This is a genomic window from Enterobacter sp. I4 (assembly GCF_022669095.1).
Taxonomy (GTDB): domain Bacteria; phylum Pseudomonadota; class Gammaproteobacteria; order Enterobacterales; family Enterobacteriaceae; genus Enterobacter; species Enterobacter pasteurii.
In genome coordinates, this window is sequence record NZ_JALBUO010000001.1 from 771,471 (window position 1) to 786,883 (window position 15,413).

Here is a 15,413-nt window from a genome sequence, read left to right on the forward strand (position 1 = left end):
CTTGTCAGAAAAACGATGGGGGAGTACTTTAACGATAATGTTCGTGTACGAACAAATTCATTGAGGTGCTGAATGCGATTAATAGTGGGAATGACGGGGGCGACGGGCGCGCCGCTGGGCGTGGCGTTGCTGCAGGCGCTGCGGGAAATGCCGGAGGTCGAAACCCATCTGGTGATGTCGAAGTGGGCGAAAACAACCATTGAGCTGGAAACGCCGTTTACCGCGCAGGACGTTGCTGCCCTGGCAGACGTTGTCCACAGCCCGGCCGACCAGGCTGCCACCATTTCTTCCGGCTCGTTTCGCACCGACGGCATGATCGTTATCCCGTGCAGCATGAAAACGCTGGCGGGGATCCGCGCGGGCTATGCCGAAGGGCTGGTAGGCCGTGCGGCAGACGTTGTGCTGAAAGAGGGACGCAGGCTGGTGCTGGTCCCCCGCGAAACGCCGCTCAGCACTATTCATCTGGAGAATATGCTCGCGCTTTCCCGCATGGGCGTGGCGATGGTGCCGCCCATGCCTGCCTATTACAACCACCCGCAAACCGCTGATGACATCACCCAGCACATCGTGACCCGCGTTCTTGACCAGTTTGGTCTCGAACACAAAAAGGCGCGCCGCTGGAACGGTCTGCGGGAGGCAAAACATTTTTCACAGGAGAATCACGATGGCATTTGATGATTTGAGAAGCTTTCTGCAGGCCCTCGACGCGCAAGGGCAACTGCTGAAAATTGAGGAAGAGGTGAACGCCGAGCCGGATCTGGCGGCAGCCGCCAACGCGACCGGACGCATTGGCGACGGGGCTCCCGCGCTGTGGTTTGACAACATCCGCGGGTTCACCGATGCCCGGGTAGTGATGAATACCATCGGCTCCTGGCAAAACCACGCCATCTCTCTGGGGCTGCCCCCAAACACGCCGGTGAAAAAGCAGATCGATGAATTTATCCAGCGCTGGGATAAATTCCCCGTTACGCCTGAGCGGCGTGCGAATCCGGCATGGGCGGAAAATACGGTGGACGGTGAAGATATCAACCTGTTCGATATTTTGCCCCTGTTCCGTCTGAACGACGGCGACGGCGGTTTTTATCTCGATAAAGCGTGCGTTGTCTCGCGCGATCCGCTCGACCCGGATAACTTCGGCAAGCAGAACGTCGGGATCTACCGCATGGAAGTGAAGGGCAAGCGCAAGCTCGGCCTGCAGCCGGTGCCGATGCACGATATCGCGCTGCATCTGCACAAGGCGGAAGAACGGGGCGAAGATCTGCCCATTGCCATTACGCTGGGTAACGATCCGATCATCACCCTGATGGGCGCTACGCCGCTGAAATACGATCAGTCCGAGTACGAAATGGCCGGCGCGTTACGCGAAAGCCCGTATCCGATTGCCACCGCGCCGCTCACCGGGTTCGACGTGCCGTGGGGGTCGGAAGTGATCCTGGAAGGGGTGATTGAGAGCAGAAAACGTGAAATTGAAGGGCCGTTCGGCGAGTTTACCGGGCACTATTCTGGTGGACGCAACATGACGGTCGTGCGCATTGATAAAGTCTCTTATCGCACCAAACCCATTTTCGAATCTCTCTACCTGGGGATGCCGTGGACCGAGATTGACTATCTGATGGGGCCGGCCACCTGCGTGCCGCTCTACCAGCAGCTGAAGGCGGAATTCCCGGAAGTGCAGGCGGTGAACGCCATGTACACCCACGGGCTGCTGGCGATCATCTCCACTAAAAAGCGTTACGGCGGGTTTGCCCGCGCCGTCGGGTTACGCGCCATGACCACCCCACACGGCCTGGGCTACGTGAAAATGGTGATCATGGTGGATGAAGATGTCGATCCGTTCAACCTACCGCAGGTGATGTGGGCGCTGTCATCGAAGGTGAACCCGGCAGGGGATCTGGTGCAGTTGCCGAACATGTCGGTGCTGGAGCTTGACCCCGGATCCAGCCCGGCGGGGATCACTGACAAACTGATCGTTGATGCCACCACGCCCGTTGCCCCAGACAACCGTGGCCACTACAGCCAGCCGGTACAGGATCTCCCTGAAACCAAAGCCTGGGCCGAGAAGCTGACCGCGATGCTGGCGGCACGTCAATAAGGAGGAAAAGATGATTTGTCCACGTTGTGCCGATGAGCATATTGAAGTGATGGCAACATCACCGGTGAAGGGTGTCTGGACGGTATTCCAGTGCCAGCACTGTCTTTATACCTGGCGCGATACCGAGCCGCTGCGCCGCACCAGCCGGGAGCACTATCCCGAAGCGTTCCGCATGACGCAGAAGGATATTGACGAGGCGCCGCAGGTGCCAACGGTTCCACCGTTGTTATAAGCAAAACGGCAACTTACGTTGCCGTTTTCGTGCTTACACCCTCTTCCGTGGAAGAGGGATGGGTAATGGCGTCAGCGGAGCCTTAAACCAGGCTCTTCAACCGATAAATCCACTCCAGCGCCTGGCGCGGGGTGAGTGAATCCGGATCGAGGTTCTCAAGCGCTTCAACGGCCGGAGAGGTCTCTTCTGGCTGCGCCAGCAGCGACATCTGCGTGCCATCGATCTGCGTTGCTGCCGCATTCGGTGACAAGCTTTCCAGCTCGCGCAGCTTCTGACGCGCGCGTTTAATAACCTCTTTCGGCACGCCCGCCAGCGCGGCGACGGCCAGACCGTAACTCTTGCTTGCCGCACCGTCCTGCACCGTGTGCATAAAGGCAATCGTATCGCCGTGCTCCAGCGCATCAAGGTGGACGTTAGCCACGCCTTCCATTTTCTCCGGAAGCTGCGTCAGTTCGAAGTAGTGGGTGGCGAAGAGGGTCAACGCTTTGATCTTATTCGCCAGGCATTCCGCACAGGCCCAGGCCAGAGACAGGCCGTCATAGGTGGAGGTACCGCGTCCCACTTCGTCCATCAGCACCAGGCTGTTCTCTGTTGCGTTATGCAGGATGTTGGCGGTTTCGGTCATCTCTACCATAAAGGTTGAGCGACCGCTTGCCAGATCGTCCGCCGCCCCCACGCGGGTGAAGATACGATCGATTGGCCCAATCTCCACCTTCTGTGCCGGAACGTAGCTGCCGATATAGGCGAGCAGGGCGATAAGCGCCGTCTGGCGCATATAGGTACTTTTACCGCCCATGTTAGGGCCGGTAATGATCAGCATTCTTCGCTGCGGTGAAAGGTTAAGCGGATTGGCAATAAACGGTTCATTCAGTACCTGTTCAACCACCGGGTGTCGGCCTTCGGTAATGCGAATCCCGGGTTTGTCGGTAAAGTTCGGACAGGCGTAATTCAGCGTCTCGGCGCGTTCGGCCAGGTTCACCAGAACATCCAGCTCGGCCAGCGCGGCGGCACTACGCTGCAGGTCCGCCAGGTGCGGCATCAGCATGTCGAACAGCTCGTCATACAGCTGTTTTTCCAGCGCCAGCGCTTTCCCTTTCGAGGTAAGCACTTTGTCCTCGTACTCTTTCAGTTCGGGGATAATGTAGCGCTCGGCATTTTTCAGCGTCTGGCGACGAACGTAGTGAATAGGTGCCAGGTGGCTCTGCCCGCGACTGATTTGAATATAGTAGCCGTGCACCGCGTTATAGCCCACCTTCAGGGTGTCGAGCCCCAGACGCTCACGCTCGCGGATTTCCAGCTTATCCAGATAGTCCGTTGCGCCATCGGCCAGCGCGCGCCATTCGTCCAGCTCTTCGTTGTAGCCCGGAGCGATGACGCCGCCATCGCGTACCAGAACCGGAGGCGCGTCTATGATGGCGCGTTCAAGCAGTTCGCGAAGCTCGGTAAACTCGCCCATCGTCTCGCGAAGCTTCTGCACCGGCGCGCTGTCGACCTCGCCCAGCTGAGCGCGCAGTTCCGGCAGCTGCTGGAAAGCGTGGCGCATACGGGCCAGATCGCGCGGGCGCGCGGTGCGCAGGGCCAGGCGCGCCAGGATACGCTCAAGATCGCCCACCTGGCGCAGCACCGGCTGCAGCTCGGTATAACGATCCTGTAAAGCGGCGATGGTTTGCTGACGGCTGATAAGCGTTTCGGTATTGCGAACCGGCATATGCAGCCAGCGCTTGAGCATACGGCTGCCCATCGGGGTAACCGTGCTGTCGAGAACCGACGCCAGCGTGTTTTCAACGCCGCCAGCGAGGTTTTGCGTGATCTCAAGGTTACGGCGCGTGGCGGCATCCATGATGATGCTGTCCTGCTGGCGCTCCATGGTAATCGAACGGATATGGGGCAGGGCGGTACGCTGCGTATCTTTGACATACTGCAACAGGCAGCCCGCCGCACACAGCCCGCGCGGTGCGTTTTCCACGCCGAAGCCAATCAGGTCCCGCGTGCCGAATTGCAGGTTCAGCTGCTGGCGCGCGGTATCAATTTCGAACTCCCACAGCGGACGGCGGCGCAGGCCGCGGCGGCCTTCAATCAGAGCCATCTCCGCGAAATCTTCGGCGTATAGCAGTTCTGCCGGGTTGGTGCGCTGAAGTTCGGCCGCCATGGTCTCACGGTCGGCAGGTTCACTAAGGCGAAAACGACCGGAGCTGATGTCCAGCGTGGCGTAGCCAAAGCCCTTGCCATCCTGCCAGAGCGCCGCCAGCAGGTTATCCTGGCGCTCCTGCAACAGGGCTTCATCGCTGATGGTACCCGGCGTGACGATGCGCACCACTTTGCGCTCAACCGGCCCTTTCGAGGTCGCCGGGTCGCCAATTTGTTCGCAGATAGCGACGGACTCGCCCTGATTCACCAGCTTCGCCAGGTAGTTTTCAACCGCGTGATGCGGAATGCCCGCCATGGGAATCGGCTCGCCTGCCGACGCACCGCGTTTCGTCAGGGAAATGTCGAGCAGCTGGGACGCGCGTTTCGCATCGTCGTAAAACAGCTCGTAAAAATCGCCCATGCGGTAAAAGAGCAGGATTTCCGGATGCTGCGCTTTCAGCTTCAGGTACTGCTGCATCATTGGCGTGTGGGCGTCAAAATTATCGATTGTGCTCATGGAATTCTGATATCCATTTCTTTGAAAGTATTACGTTTTGAGCGGCTTAACGGCCGTTAATTACCCCTATTGTCGCATGAAAAAATAGCGCAGCGCAGAAAAATGTCACGACTTTACGAGGCACCTTCCGGTATGAGTTCAATAACGATCTTGCCGTGCTCGACCCCTACCCGAACCTGGGAGTTTGTGCAAAACCCGGCTTCTTCAAGCCAGTCACCTTTTAAGCTCAGCGCGGCATGCACGCTGTAGCGCCTGGGAATTTTGGTTTTGCGATCTTCATGCCTTTTTCTGAAGTAGCCAACTTTTAAGTGACGATACGGTTTGGTGATAGCCATTCCTTGCATAGATCCTCCGGTAACTGTTGGCAACGTGTGTTCAGACTGCCTGTATAAAATATCAGTAAAAACGCGCCAGGAAAGAGCGAAGACTGGAAGGCGCCTTCAGAAAACAGAATGCAACGACTGAAATCCCATTCTTAAAATGGTATTCTGAATGCGTGTTATTGATGGGGGATGAAAATGGCGGGGAAACGCATTGCGCGCGAAAAAGAGACGATCGCGAAAATGATCGCCCTGTATGAAAAAAACTGTCCGCAGGCGGTAAAGGATGAGGGCCATTATCAGGCGCTGAATGCCTATGCGGATAAGCGCCTGGATAAATGCGTCTTTGGTGAGGAAAAACCCGCCTGCAAACAGTGCCCGGTGCACTGCTATCAGCCCGCCAGGCGTGAGGAGATGAAGCAGGTGATGCGCTGGGCGGGGCCACGAATGCTATGGCGTCATCCGATTCTGACTCTGCGCCACATTATTGACGATCGCCGTCCGGTTCCGGAACTGCCTGAAAAGTATCGACCTAAAAAATAGGCGCTTCAGCGCCGCAGCGGGCGGCAAATCACGCTCAGCGCGACCGCGCTGCACAGTGGAAACACCGCCAGCAGCAGCCACGGGTAAATGGCCTCCGTCGAGGGCACCAGCGCCTTGTCCAGCAGGCTGCCTAAACCTAAATTCCCCACCAGCACCGCGATGCCGCCGGCGGTTGAGAGTGCGCCATAGTGCGCTCCAAGCGTTGACTCCTCGGCAAAGCGCGGGATCAAATCTTTAGCCGACGGCACCAGCAGCATTTGTCCGAGCGTCAGCAGCGTGACAAGGCTTGCAGAGGGCAGCAGGCGCAGCCAGCCCTCCGGCGGCTCCGTCGCGGCAAAGAGCGCCACGCTTGCAAACGAGGCGGAAAGCAGCAAAAAGCCCACCGGTAAGATCCGGACCGCGCCGACTTTTCGGGCGAAACGGGCAAGGGGCAACTGCAGAACAATAATCAGCACCGAGGCCAGCATAAACAGCGGCCCCAGATCTTTTTCGTTCCCGCCGGCGCGCTGGATCTCCACCGGCAGCGCCAGATAGAGCTGGTTATAGCTTAACAGCCACGAACTGTAGGCGATGATAAAGGCGACGAAACGCGGCTGGCGGAACGTCGTCCACCAGGGCAGAATTTTCAGCGGCTTCGTGCTGCGGTGCGCCGCGGGCAGGCAGAAATAGAGCACCACGAGCGCAACGATAAATATTCCCGCCCCCGCGAGCGCAACCTGGCGGAAACCCAGCCCCGTCAGCAGCGCACCCATCACCGGGCCAAGCACGGCGCCGAGTTCCCCGCATACCGCAAACAGCGCAAACCACTCCGCGCGGCTGCGTTTACCCTTTGCCTCACTTTGCGTTCCCGCTTTAGCCAGCAGGGCCTCTATCGACGGTGAGAAAAGCGCGCCGCCAACGCCCGTCAGACAGGCCCCCAGAATGATGGGCCACAGGGATTGCCCAAAGGCCAGCAGCAAATACCCCACCACGCGGACGACGCAGCCGCTGAGGATCACGCTCTTCGCGCCAAAGCGGTCTGAAAGCGCGCCGCCAACAATAAACATCCCCTGCTGGGAAAAGGTGCGCAGACCAAGCACCAGCCCAATCAGCCCGCCGGAGAGCAGCATATCGTCACGCAAGAAGATCGCGAGGAAGGGGACGACCGCGTAAAAGCCAATGTTAAACACGAACTGGCTGCCCAGCAGAACGGGCGGCCAGAGCGTGGTGGCAGTGCGAAGGGGTATCATTTTAATTCACCCTACACGATGAAATGGATGTGTTTTTTCCCGTGGAAAGGGGAGATCTCGATTTTGGTTTTGACTCTGAAGACGTCCCAGAGCAGCTCCTCGGATAAGATCTCCTGCGGGGTGCCTGTCGCCACGATTTGCCCTTTCTGCATCACGATCAGCGAATCGCAAAACATAGACGCGTGGTTGAGATCGTGAATGGCCACGATGCTGGTCACCGGCAGCTCGCTGATGAGATGCATAAGCTGTATCTGATGATGAATGTCCAGGTGGTTGGTCGGTTCATCCAGCAGGATTTCGGTTGGCGCTTGCGCCAGCGCGCGGGCGATATGCACCCGCTGACGCTCGCCGCCGGATAAGCTCAGCCAGCCCTGTTCGCTGCGGTCCAGCATATCCACGCGTTGCAGGGCGGCAGTGACGGTTTCGTCATCCTGCGCGCTCCAGTTTGAGAAGGGCGAATGGTGGGGAATACGCCCCAGCCTGACCACGTCACGCACGCGCATGTTGGCATCGGTCATCCCGTGCTGTTCAACAAACGCCACGCGGCGCGCCAGCTGCTTTTTGGCAATACGGGCAATGTCCTGCCCGTCCAGCGTGACGCGTCCGACATCCGGGCGATGCAGGCCCGCCAGAATGCGCAGCAGAGAGGATTTGCCGCAGCCGTTAGGACCAAGCAGACCCACCGTTTCGCCCCGGGAAACCGTCAGCGAAACATTATTCACAATGATCTTTTTACCTACCTTCCAGGTGATGTTGTCGGCGCAGATGCTCATTACTTATTCCTTGAGCGGTAGATAATAACGGCGAAAAACGGTACGCCAACCAGCGCGGTAACGACCCCAACCGGCAGACTTTGCGGTGCAATCAGCATCCGCGAGGCAATGTCGGCCAGCACCATCAGGATCGCCCCCGCCAGCGCGCTGGCAATCAGCAGCGTGCGGTGCAGCGGCCCGAAGAGAAAACGCATGACGTGCGGCACGACCAGCCCCACAAAACCAATCGAGCCCGCCATGCTGACGATGGTCGCGGTGATGAGGGCGGTGGTGGTAAATAAGGCCAGGCGCACCCAGGGCACCGCAATGCCCAACGAGGCGGCGGCATCATCACCAAAGGTAAAGGCGTCCAGCGCGCGGGAATAGTAAAGGCAGACGGCAAGACCCGCCAGCACGACCACCAGCGCCAGCTGGAATTCCGGCCAGCGGACGCCGCTAAAGCTGCCCAGCAGCCAGAACATGACGTCGCGCGCCTGCTGCGCGCTGGCAGAGGTGCTGATGGTATAGGCGGTAATGGCGTTAAACAGCTGGGAAGCGGCCACGCCCGCCAGTATGGTGCGCTCATTGCCGCCGCGCGCGCCGTTCGTCAGGAAGGCGACGAAGGCAAAGGCCGCAAACGCGCCGGCAAACGCGCCCGCAGAGAGCGATACCGCCCCGGTGCCAAGACCCAGTACCACGACCGACACCGCCCCGGTTGAGGCCCCCGCCGACACGCCGAGCACGTAAGGCTCCGCCAGCGCGTTCTTCAGCAGGCTTTGCAGCACGGCTCCGCAAATGGCTAACCCGGCCCCGCAGCACGCGGCCACCAGCGCGCGGCTGAGGCGAAAGTCCCAGATGACGCTCTCATAGATGCGGTTGAGGGGAACGTCGGTCAGCCCCAGCTTATTGCCGATGGCATAAAACACGTTATTCAGCGGGATAGCGAGCTCACCGACGCTGACGCCAAGGGCGATGACAAGAAACAGCAGCGCCACGGCAAGCAGGCATGATGTGGTCAGGAGCACGCCCTGCCGCATCTGGAGTACGGCTGAGGACATCAGTTCAGTCCCAGCTTTCTGAGCTGTTCACCGACCTGCTCGGCGCCGTAAAGCGTGCGGATCGTCGGGTTCATGGCCTGGCCGTCCATCACCACAATGTGGCCCTTCTTCACCGCGTCCAGCTGGCTGACGGCAGGATCGCTTTTCAGGAATTTAATTTTTTCTTCGGCGTTGTCCAGCGCCCAGCGGTTACGATCGAGGCTTGAAACCACAATCACGTCCGGGTTAGCGGCAATAATGCTTTCCCAGCCCACGGTCGGCCATTCGGTCTCGGAGGTAATGGCGTTGTGGCCGCCCAGCACGTTAGCAATAAAGCCGGAGGCGCTGTTTTTACCGCCTACATAGGCGTCAGCCGAAGGCGAGGAGCTTGAGAACCAGAAAACAAAGGAGAGGTCTTTTTTGTTTTTGCCAAATTCCTGGCGCAGGTCCGCCTCACGCTTTTTAAAGTCGGCGATCACGGCCTGGCCGCGAGCTTCCACGTTGAAAATCTTAGCGAAATCTTCAATCTCTTTATAAAGGTAGGTCATGTCCCACAGCTTCTGGCGGCTGCCGTACATGTCGCCTGCGGCTTTTTTAGTGGCGCACATGCCCGGGGACAAGTAGCTGTTTACCCCAACGGTTGCCAGATCCTCACGCTTTGCGACCTTACTTTCAGGCCCGAGCAGCAGCGGTAGTTGTGCAGGTACAAAGTCAGGGTTTTGCGCAAGGATGGATTCCAGCGTAGGAATTTCAACGGTGAGCGTTTTGATTTTGGCGTTCTGCCCGGCCAGCTGCGGCAGCACTTTGGTCGGCCAGAAGGCGCTGGCTTTCACCTTATCTTCCAGACCCAGCAGCAGCAAAATTTCAACGGTGTTCTGCCCCAGGGCCACGACGCGCTCGGGCGCGCGGGTAAACGTCTCTTTATAGCCGCAGTTTTCAATGGTCAGTGGATACGTCGTTGCCAGAGCCGAGCTGACCGACGCAACCGCCAGGCCTAACGCGCAGAGAACCTTTTTCATTAAACGCTACCCTTCACAAGAATTGTTTGATGCAAATGAAACGCATTATTAAGGCGGAATTTTATACAGAGGAAAATATATTGTGTCAATGTGGGACAATTACGCAGGGTGATAAAAGGCGATGCCGGAAGGCACCGCCGGGACAGGGGTTAAGTGAGGCTCTCTTTATCAATTCCCAGCCGCTTCATGCGCGAGAGCAGGGTGGTGCGCTTCAGCCCGAGCCGTTGCGCCGCGCCTTTCGGCCCGGCCACCACGCCGTTGGTCTCCCTGAGCACGCGCAAAATGAGCTGATATTCATCCTCTCCCTCCTTCGCAACCTCGGTTGCGGCCACGGTCGTTTCCACAAGAGAAACCTCCGGCAGGGACAGCTGAAGCACGTTCCCGCGCGTCAGCAGCACCGCGCGCTCGATGACGTTTTCCAGCTCGCGCACGTTGCCTGGCCACTCCATCGCCGAGAGGGTGCGTAGCGTTTCGGCAGGGATACTGTCGATATTCCGCCCCATCCGGCGGGCAATCTTCGCGGTAAAGGCTTTCACCAGCAGCGGAATATCTTCCGGGCGCTCGCGCAGCGGCGGCAGGCAGATCGGGAACACGTTCAGGCGATAGTAGAGATCGCTTCTGAACTCACGGTCTGCGACCATTTTTTTCAGATCGCGGTTGGTGGCGGCAATCAGGCGCACGTCGGTCTGGATCAGCTTGTTGCTGCCCAGACGCTCAAACTCCTGCTCCTGCAGCACGCGCAGCAGCTTGGGCTGGAGCTCCAGCGGCATATCGCCCACTTCGTCGAGGAACAAAGAGCTTTTATCCGCCAGCTCAAAACGGCCCAGCCGCTGGCTGCTGGCGCCGGTAAAGGCACCGCGCTCGTGGCCGAACAGGTCGCTTTCCAGTAAGCCAGCAGGCATCGCCGCGCAGTTCATCTTCACCATCCGGCGGCTGTTGCGGTTGCTCAGGTTGTGGATCGCCCGGGCAATCAGCTCTTTCCCGGTGCCGGTTTCACCGAGGATCAGCACCGTGCTGTCGCTTTGCGCCACCATCTCCACCTGCTTGAGCACGCTGTACATGGCATCGCTGCGCCCGATGATTTCGCCAAACTCGCTGTCCACGTTGTTGAGCTGCTCGGTCAGCGCCAGGTTCTCGTCCACCAGCCGCTCCTTCAGGCGGTGGATCTCCTGATAGGCGAGGGCATTATCCAGGGCGATGGAGATACGCTCGGCAATCTGGCGCAGCAGCTTGAGGTTGGCGGTGGTAAATACCGCCTCGTCGCACTGCGCCAGTTTGAGCACGCCGAGCATGGTGTTGCCGGACATCAGCGGCAGCAGGCACAGGGTCTGGATCTTATTGCCCCAGGTGTTGAACAGCATGCGCTCGTACGGCGCCAGCGGATCCTGCTCGCTGAGATTCAGCAGCAGGATCTCTTTGCTTTTAAATACCCGCTCAGAAAGGGTGCCCGCTTCGTCCACCTCGCTCTGCTCGTGCGCCGGATTAGCCTCATCGAGGTAGTGGGTGGAGTAGATGTTGAGCTTGCCTTTACGGTTCCCGCGCAGCGCAATGCTGATGGCGTCGATCTTGAAGTAGTGGTGGATCTCTTTGGCGACCTCGCTGACCAGCTCATCCATATCGAGCCGCGACAGAACGGCATTGGTGATCGCCACCAGAATGCGGAAGTTATCGCGCTCGCGGCTCAGCAGGTCGTAATCCACGTTATTGGTGACGCGGCTTTGGATCTGCTCGGCGACGACGGCCACAATCTGGGTAAAGGTATGCAGGCGCTCGTACTCCGCCTCGCTCCAGGGCTGGTCGGTATTGCGGATAAACTCGCAGCCGCCAAAAATATGCCCCTCCACCGCCAGCGGCAGCATGCTGTAGTGGCCGAACGGGTGGTAAAGGTTGCTCTCTGCAAGCTTAGGCCACGCCTGGCGGAACTGGTCAAAGTTGCAGTGCAGGGCTTCTGGACGGGAGAGGATACGGCGCACCGGGCCGTGCGCCAGGAACGTTTCATCTTCATACTCGAAGACCTTGCCGTTATCACGCGTTGAGAAATAGCTCGCGCGGTGGGTTGCGCTATGCCAGAGCACAATGGCGGCGCTGTCCGCCAGCGCGGATTGCCTGACCAGCCGCGTCAGGGCATCGCTCAGCGCGCCGAGATCGGGCTGTTGTAAAAGAGTGCGCGTGATGTCAAACAGGCCCTGCTGTCCAAGATCGCTCATCGGTGTATACGGCATTGTTGCTTTCCAATAGAAACTGGCAAAAAGAGACGTTCGGCGCTGACCGCTATTGATGCGGTCTAGCAAATACGGGGTAACGGTTCAGCGTGCGGCAGATCCAGCGTGCGCTTCACGCCGTAAAGCCCGGTCAGGCGCACCCCTTTGCGCTCAACCACTTCACCTATGATGGCGGCCTCTTTCCCTGAAGGATGCGCACGCAGCTTCTCCAGCACGGCTTCGGCAGCCTGGCGCTCCACGCCGATCAGCAGCTTGCCCTCGTTGGCAAAGTTCAGCGGGTCGAGCCCCAGCAGTTCGCACAGGCCGCGAACGGCAGGCCTGACGGGCAGGCTGCGCTCGTTAAGCTCAATACCACAGCCACTGCTGGCGGCAAACTCATGCACCACGGCATTCACGCCGCCGCGGGTGGCATCGCGCAGCGCTTTCACGCCGGGAACGGTACGCAGCGTCTGGATCAGCTGCGTGAGTACCGCGCAGTCGCTGCACAGCTCGCCGTCCAGCCCCAGGCCTTCGCGCAGGTTAAGGATCGTCGCGCCGTGACAGCCCAGCGTGCCGGTCACCAGCAGCACGTCGCCCGCGCTGAGCCGTTGCGCGCCCCAGTGAACGTCGGCGGGGATCGCCCCCATTCCGGCGGTGTTGATGAACAGCTTATCAGCCGCGCCGCGCTGCACTACCTTGGTATCCCCGGTGACGATGGCGATACCCGCCTCGCGGGCGGTGTGCGCCATGCTGTTCACCACCGCCGCGAGCGTCTCCATCGCCAGACCTTCTTCGAGGATAAACCCGCAGGAGAGGTAGCGGGGGATCGCCCCGCTGACGGCCACGTCGTTGGCCGTGCCGCAGACGGCGAGCTTGCCGATATCGCCGCCCGGGAAGAAGAGCGGATCAATCACGTAGCTGTCGGTGGAGAACGCCAGCCGGTCGCCCTGGGCGGTGAGCGTAGAGAGCGCGATGCGCGCCTGATCCTCCTGCTCGGCGAGCCAGGGGTTATTAAAGGCTTCCATGAACAGCCGGTTAATCAGCTGCTGCATCGCCTGTCCACCGCTTCCGTGCGCCATTTCCACCGTGTTCATGCTTCACGCTCCTGGTTGCGATATTGATACCACGCGGCGCATGCCCCTTCGGAGGAGACCATCAGCGCGCCAAACGCGGTTTGCGGGTTACAGGCGTTGCCGAATAACGGGCAGTGATGAGGTTTGCACCTGCCGGTGAGCACGTCGCCGCAGCGGGCGCGGGGATCGTCACACACCTGCTGCGGCCGCGGGCGGAAGTGCGTTTCGGCATCAAAGGCGTGATACGCGGGCGTCAGGCGCACGCCGGAGTTGGCAATCAGCCCCAGCCCGCGCCACTCGCTGTCGCCCTCAACGCTAAACGCGTCGGCTATTGCCCGCTGCGCCCGTATATTTCCCGCATCGGGCACCACGCGGCGATACTGATTTTCTACCGCGCTCAGGGCTGCTATTTTCTGCTCAACCAGCATGGTCACGCCTTGCAGTAGATCAAGCGGTTCGAAACCAGCCACCACTAACGGACGATTGTACCGTTCGGCGATAAAACCGTAGGCTTCTGTGCCAATCACCATGCTGACGTGGCCCGGGGCCAGAAACGCGTCGATGCCGTTATCCGGCGCCTCCAGCAGGCTGCGCAGCGTGGGGATGAGGGTGATGTGCTGACAGAAAAAGAAAAAGTTAGTGACGCGGCGGGCCTTCGCCTGCTGAAGGGTGATGGCGGTGGCGGGCATGGTGGTTTCAAAACCCAGCCCGAAGAAGACGACCTTGCGGTCGGGGTTATTCATGGCAAGCGTCAGGGCATCCATCGGCGAGTAGACGATCCGCACGTCCGCGCCGCGCGCCTTCGCCTGGAGCAGCGAGCCATTTTTCCCCGGTACCCGCATGGCGTCGCCAAAGGTGCAAAAAATCACGCCGGGCCGGCTGGCGATGTCGATACAGCTGTCGATGCGGCCCATCGGCAGAACGCACACCGGGCAGCCGGGGCCGTGGATAAACTCGATATTCTCCGGCAGCAGCTGGTCGAGGCCAAATTTAAAGATGGCGTGCGTATGTCCGCCGCACACCTCCATGATCCGCAGCGGCCTCTCCTGGGTGTAGTCCAGCAGCGCCGCGCGCGCTTTCAGGCGCTCGATAAGCTGTAGCACCTGCTCCGGCGAGCGGTATTCATCAACGTAACGCATATGCTAGCGCTCCTCGCCGTACAGCAGGGCGCCCACGTCCGGCTCGACGTCGAACATATTCTGCAGGGCGTCCAGCGTGTCGCGGGCTTCTGCTTCATTAATTACGCTCATGGCAAACCCCACGTGCACCAGCACCCACTGGCCGAGGCGCGAGGCCCCCGCTTCATCGTGGCTGCCCACCAGCGTCAGATCCACGTCGCGCAGAATGCCGCAGACCTCCACTTTGGCCTGATTCCCGTCAATGGAATGGATTTGTCCGGGTACGCCTATGCACATCGTTCACTCTCCAGCCAGTCCAGCCAGGCGTCCATCCCGTCGCCGCGCGTGGCGGAGACCAGCAGGATATGAATGTCCGGATTTACCTCCCGCGCGTAGGCCAGACAGGTATCCACGTCAAAATTCAGGTACGGCAGCAGGTCGACCTTGTTCAGCAGCATGACGGAGGCGGCGGCGAACATGTGCGGGTACTTCAGTGGCTTGTCCTCCCCTTCGGTAACGGAGAGTACCGCCACTTTGTGCCGTTCGCCGAGATCGAAGCTTGCCGGGCACACCAGGTTACCGACGTTTTCAATAAACAGGATGCCGCTATCCGCCAGCGGCAGGCGCGGGGCGGCGTCGGCAATCATCTGCGCGTCCAGATGGCAGCCTTTGCCGGTGTTAACCTGAATCGCCGGGGTGCCGGTTTCGCGGATGCGCGCCGCGTCGTTAACGGTTTGCTGGTCGCCTTCAATCACCGCGCAGGAGACGCGCTCGTTCAGGCGCCTGAGGGTTTCGGTCAGCAGGGTCGTTTTACCGGAGCCGGGGCTGGAGACCAGGTTCAGCACCAGCTGTTTGCGCGCGGCAAAGCGCGCGCGGTTGCGGGCGGCGAGCCGGTTATTTTTGTCCAGCACGTCGATCTCTACCTCCAGCATCTGGCGCTGGCTCATGCCCGGTGCGTGAGTGCCCGCTTCGCCGTGGCCGTAGTGCAGGTCGCCCGCGGCGGAACGCTGCGGCGCAAAGGTAATACCGGTCAGGGCCGCCGCAGGACGCGGGGCAGGGGAAAAGGGGGCGGAGCGAAACGCGGAGTGAGGACGATGTTCATCCCCTTCTATATACAGGTTGCCTTCGGCGCAACCGCAGGTACTACACATAC

The 15,413-nt window shown here is 59.9% G+C and carries 15 protein-coding genes; 4 read left to right on the plus strand and 11 right to left on the minus strand.

From position 1 onward, the window contains the following. Nucleotides 1–72 precede the first annotated feature (72 nt). Genes MOQ06_RS03630 through MOQ06_RS03640 form a run of 3 tightly spaced genes read left to right on the plus strand, consistent with a single transcriptional unit; the run spans nt 73 to nt 2,324 of the window. A complete protein-coding gene (locus tag MOQ06_RS03630) occupies nt 73–675 on the plus strand; it encodes a non-oxidative hydroxyarylic acid decarboxylases subunit B (RefSeq protein ID WP_148421240.1) in 603 nt (200 codons plus the stop codon). Next, complete coding sequence (locus tag MOQ06_RS03635) at nt 665–2,092, plus strand: non-oxidative hydroxyarylic acid decarboxylases subunit C (RefSeq protein ID WP_148421242.1); 1,428 nt, start codon at nt 665–667, stop codon at nt 2,090–2,092. Before MOQ06_RS03630 ends, MOQ06_RS03635 begins: the two co-directional genes overlap by 11 nt. Before the next feature lie 10 nt (nt 2,093–2,102). Then, nucleotides 2,103–2,324: a non-oxidative hydroxyarylic acid decarboxylases subunit D gene (locus tag MOQ06_RS03640; RefSeq protein ID WP_242171129.1), complete on the plus strand. Its 222-nt coding sequence runs from the start codon at nt 2,103–2,105 to the stop codon at nt 2,322–2,324. Nucleotides 2,325–2,406: 82 nt separating this feature from the next. On the opposite strand, the gene mutS is transcribed toward MOQ06_RS03640, so the two are convergent. Both mutS and MOQ06_RS03650 read right to left on the minus strand, forming a co-directional pair. Continuing rightward, nucleotides 2,407–4,968 (minus strand): DNA mismatch repair protein MutS, encoded by a 2,562-nt coding sequence (gene mutS, locus MOQ06_RS03645; protein ID WP_242171141.1) that lies wholly within the window; start codon nt 4,966–4,968, stop codon nt 2,407–2,409. A 113-nt stretch (nt 4,969–5,081) separates the two neighbouring features. Beyond that, nucleotides 5,082–5,312, minus strand: a complete 231-nt coding sequence (locus MOQ06_RS03650) for a SymE family type I addiction module toxin (RefSeq protein ID WP_242171143.1) — start codon at nt 5,310–5,312, stop codon at nt 5,082–5,084. A 174-nt stretch (nt 5,313–5,486) separates the two neighbouring features. On the opposite strand from MOQ06_RS03650, the gene MOQ06_RS03655 reads away from it, so the two are divergent. Continuing rightward, the gene (locus MOQ06_RS03655) at nt 5,487–5,831 is read left to right on the plus strand and encodes a nitrous oxide-stimulated promoter family protein (protein ID WP_242171146.1); all 345 of its coding nucleotides are present in this window, start codon (nt 5,487–5,489) and stop codon (nt 5,829–5,831) included. Between the two features lie 5 nt (nt 5,832–5,836). On the opposite strand, the gene MOQ06_RS03660 is transcribed toward MOQ06_RS03655, so the two are convergent. The 9 genes from MOQ06_RS03660 to hypB all read right to left on the minus strand — a co-directional run bounded on the left by MOQ06_RS03660 (nt 5,837) and on the right by hypB (nt 15,411). Next, entirely contained in the window at nt 5,837–7,066 is a 1,230-nt protein-coding gene (locus MOQ06_RS03660) for an MFS transporter (RefSeq protein ID WP_242173208.1), read from the minus strand. A gap of 5 nt (nt 7,067–7,071) precedes the next feature. Further along, nucleotides 7,072–7,833 carry an ABC transporter ATP-binding protein gene (locus MOQ06_RS03665; RefSeq protein WP_242171149.1) on the minus strand — a complete coding sequence of 254 codons (762 nt, stop codon included), beginning with the start codon at nt 7,831–7,833 and terminating at the stop codon, nt 7,072–7,074. Then, nucleotides 7,833–8,870, minus strand: a complete 1,038-nt coding sequence (locus MOQ06_RS03670) for an iron chelate uptake ABC transporter family permease subunit (protein ID WP_148421270.1) — start codon at nt 8,868–8,870, stop codon at nt 7,833–7,835. The genes MOQ06_RS03665 and MOQ06_RS03670 overlap by 1 nt, the downstream gene beginning before the upstream one ends. Then, a complete protein-coding gene (locus MOQ06_RS03675) occupies nt 8,870–9,868 on the minus strand; it encodes an ABC transporter substrate-binding protein (protein WP_242171152.1) in 999 nt (332 codons plus the stop codon). The genes MOQ06_RS03670 and MOQ06_RS03675 overlap by 1 nt, the downstream gene beginning before the upstream one ends. A 149-nt stretch (nt 9,869–10,017) precedes the next feature. Further along, nucleotides 10,018–12,090: a formate hydrogenlyase transcriptional activator FlhA gene (flhA, locus tag MOQ06_RS03680; protein WP_242171154.1), complete on the minus strand. Its 2,073-nt coding sequence runs from the start codon at nt 12,088–12,090 to the stop codon at nt 10,018–10,020. Between the two features lie 62 nt (nt 12,091–12,152). After that, entirely contained in the window at nt 12,153–13,163 is a 1,011-nt protein-coding gene (hypE, locus tag MOQ06_RS03685; RefSeq protein WP_242171156.1) for a hydrogenase expression/formation protein HypE, read from the minus strand. Continuing rightward, a complete protein-coding gene (gene hypD, locus MOQ06_RS03690) occupies nt 13,160–14,281 on the minus strand; it encodes a hydrogenase formation protein HypD (protein ID WP_242171158.1) in 1,122 nt (373 codons plus the stop codon). Before hypD ends, hypE begins: the two co-directional genes overlap by 4 nt. A 3-nt stretch (nt 14,282–14,284) precedes the next feature. After that, a complete protein-coding gene (locus MOQ06_RS03695) occupies nt 14,285–14,557 on the minus strand; it encodes a HypC/HybG/HupF family hydrogenase formation chaperone (protein ID WP_148421280.1) in 273 nt (90 codons plus the stop codon). After that, nucleotides 14,548–15,411 (minus strand): hydrogenase nickel incorporation protein HypB, encoded by an 864-nt coding sequence (hypB, locus tag MOQ06_RS03700; protein WP_242171160.1) that lies wholly within the window; start codon nt 15,409–15,411, stop codon nt 14,548–14,550. The genes MOQ06_RS03695 and hypB overlap by 10 nt, the downstream gene beginning before the upstream one ends. Nucleotides 15,412–15,413: the final 2 nt, after the last annotated feature.